We start from the raw sequence: 2,040 nt of genomic DNA, 5'->3' as shown, positions 1-2,040 counted from the left end.
GGCCGCCGCCGGGTCGATCCGGGCCCGGTATCCGGCGATGACCCCGGCCTCCTCCAGCCGCTTGACCCGGCGCAGGCAGGGCGGCGGGGTGAGGCCGACCCGCTTGGCCAGTTCGACGTTGGTCAGCCGACCGTCCTGACGCAGGTGGAACAAAATTTCACGATCGATGCCATCAAGCATATCTTTATTACTCATAGCGCGGCTCCAGGGCAATAATTGGAAACCATATTACCGCGAATCCGGCCTAGAATTTCTGCATGAATTCCTTCCCTGGCGGGACGCTCACACGTTCGGTTCCGCCACCCACGCCCGCCGCCGAAACGAACGCCGCCGAAACGAACACCGCCGCGCCGACCGCCCGGAACGACCTGACGGCCGCGCTCCGGGACTCCAGTTCCGTCGGCCTGGGCCTGTTCCCGCTCGGCATCGCATTCGGCGTGCTCGTCGTCCACGCGGGCCTGAGCTGGTGGTGGGCCACCGCCTTCACCGCGCTGGTCTACGCCGGGTCGCTGGAGTTCCTGCTGATCGGGCTCGTCGTCGCGGTCGCCCCACTCGCGCAGATCGCCCTGACGGCGTTCCTGGTGAACTTCCGGCATGTCTTCTACGCCCTGTCCTTCCCGCTGCACCGGGTCGGCGGCCGGTTCGGCCGGGCGTACAGCACCTTCGCCATGACGGACGAGGCCTACGCCCTGACCACCGGCCGGCAGGCCCGCTCCTGGAGCGGGCGGCGCATCATCTGGCTCCAGGTGCTCTGCCAGCTCTACTGGGTCGCCGGCGCGACCGCCGGCGCGCTGTTCGGAGCACTGGTGCCCACCCGGCTGGTCGGCCTGGACTTCGCGCTCACCGCGCTGTTCGTCGTGCTCGCCGTCGACGCGTACCGGGCCCGGCGTGACGTTCCCACCCCCGCGCTGGCCCTGGTCTGCGCACTCGCCGGGCGCTTCCTGTTCCCCGGTCAGATGCTGCTCGCCGCCACCGCGCTGTTCACCGCCGGGCTGCTGGCCCGACGCGCCCTCACCCGGCACCGCACCCCCGCCCCGAAGGAGCCGGCCCGTGCCTGACACGCCCTACCTGCTCGCCGCCATCGCCGTGTCGACCGCCGTCACCTGGGGCCTGCGGGCGCTGCCCTTCGCCGCCCTCGCCCCGCTGCGGGCCAGCGCCGTGCTGCACCACCTGAGCGAGCGGATGCCGGTCGGCGTGATGGTGATCCTCACCGTCTACGCCCTGCGCGACCTCCCCCTCACCAGCCCGCTGCGGACCGCCCCCACCGTCCTCGCCCTGGCCGCCACCCTCGGCCTGCACCTGTGGCGGCGCAACGCCGTCCTGAGCATCCTGGGCGGCACCGCCGTTCATGTCGCCCTCGCCAGCACGCTCTTCGCCCACCCGTGAGCACCGCCGCACCGAGGCCGCAGGGTGCAACCGTGGCTCGACGTGGCCACCAGAGCCGGACGGTTGGCAGCGAGCGTGCGGATGAGGCTCGCTCCGGTCGCGTCGGTGTCGGTGAGGTGGTACAAGGCCGACAACGGCGGCGGGCTCAGTGCCTTGGCCAGTGGGCCCGCGATCACCGCTCGCATCTCGGTGGTGATGTCCTCCCCGCCATGGTCCACGCTCCAGACCAGCGCGCTACGGCTGTCGACGTCGGCGCGTGGAGTCGGCTGCCCGTTCACAACCCTCCGCCGCGTCTCGTCCCAGACTTCTCCCTTGGACTCTGCCGGGCCCGGCGACGTTGCGCAGGCGGGTGACATCAACGGGGTTCGGAACGGCGGGCGAGGGGCTGGGGTCGAGGCTCTCGTAGCGCTGCCACCTCCGTGGGGCGGGACGGTCGAGCCCTGGCCGTCACGGCCGGGCGAGTCGGCAGTTGATCGGCCGTCCGGTCCAGGCCGCGGGATCAGGCCGGGGAGTTCGGGAAGTGCTCCGTGAGGAACCGGTCGAGCACGTGGCGGGCGATCTGGGTGCTCCAGTCTCCCCAGGTGGCGTCGAAGCCGTGCTCGCCGTACGGCCTGGCGACCCGGGAGTTGGGGTTTCGGGCCCTGCGGAGCGCGG

3 protein-coding genes are annotated in these 2,040 nt (G+C 71.5%); 2 read left to right on the top strand and 1 reads right to left on the bottom strand.

From position 1 onward, the window contains the following. A partial coding sequence (locus tag AB0O00_RS37135; protein WP_363659110.1) for a winged helix-turn-helix transcriptional regulator occupies positions 1 to 195 on the bottom strand: 195 nt, incomplete at its 3' end. A gap of 62 nt (positions 196 to 257) precedes the next feature. Here AB0O00_RS37135 and AB0O00_RS37130 point away from each other — a divergent pair. Both AB0O00_RS37130 and AB0O00_RS37125 read left to right on the top strand, forming a co-directional pair. After that, positions 258 to 1,058, top strand: a complete 801-nt coding sequence (locus AB0O00_RS37130; protein WP_363659109.1) for an AzlC family ABC transporter permease — start codon at positions 258 to 260, stop codon at positions 1,056 to 1,058. Beyond that, complete coding sequence (locus tag AB0O00_RS37125; protein ID WP_363659108.1) at positions 1,051 to 1,386, top strand: AzlD domain-containing protein; 336 nt, start codon at positions 1,051 to 1,053, stop codon at positions 1,384 to 1,386. Before AB0O00_RS37130 ends, AB0O00_RS37125 begins: the two co-directional genes overlap by 8 nt. Positions 1,387 to 2,040 lie beyond the last annotated feature (654 nt).

The organism is Kitasatospora sp. NPDC093558, assembly GCF_040683475.1.
In the GTDB taxonomy this organism is placed as follows: Bacteria; Actinomycetota; Actinomycetes; order Streptomycetales; family Streptomycetaceae; genus Kitasatospora.
This window is presented reverse-complemented; position numbering and strand designations above follow the sequence as displayed.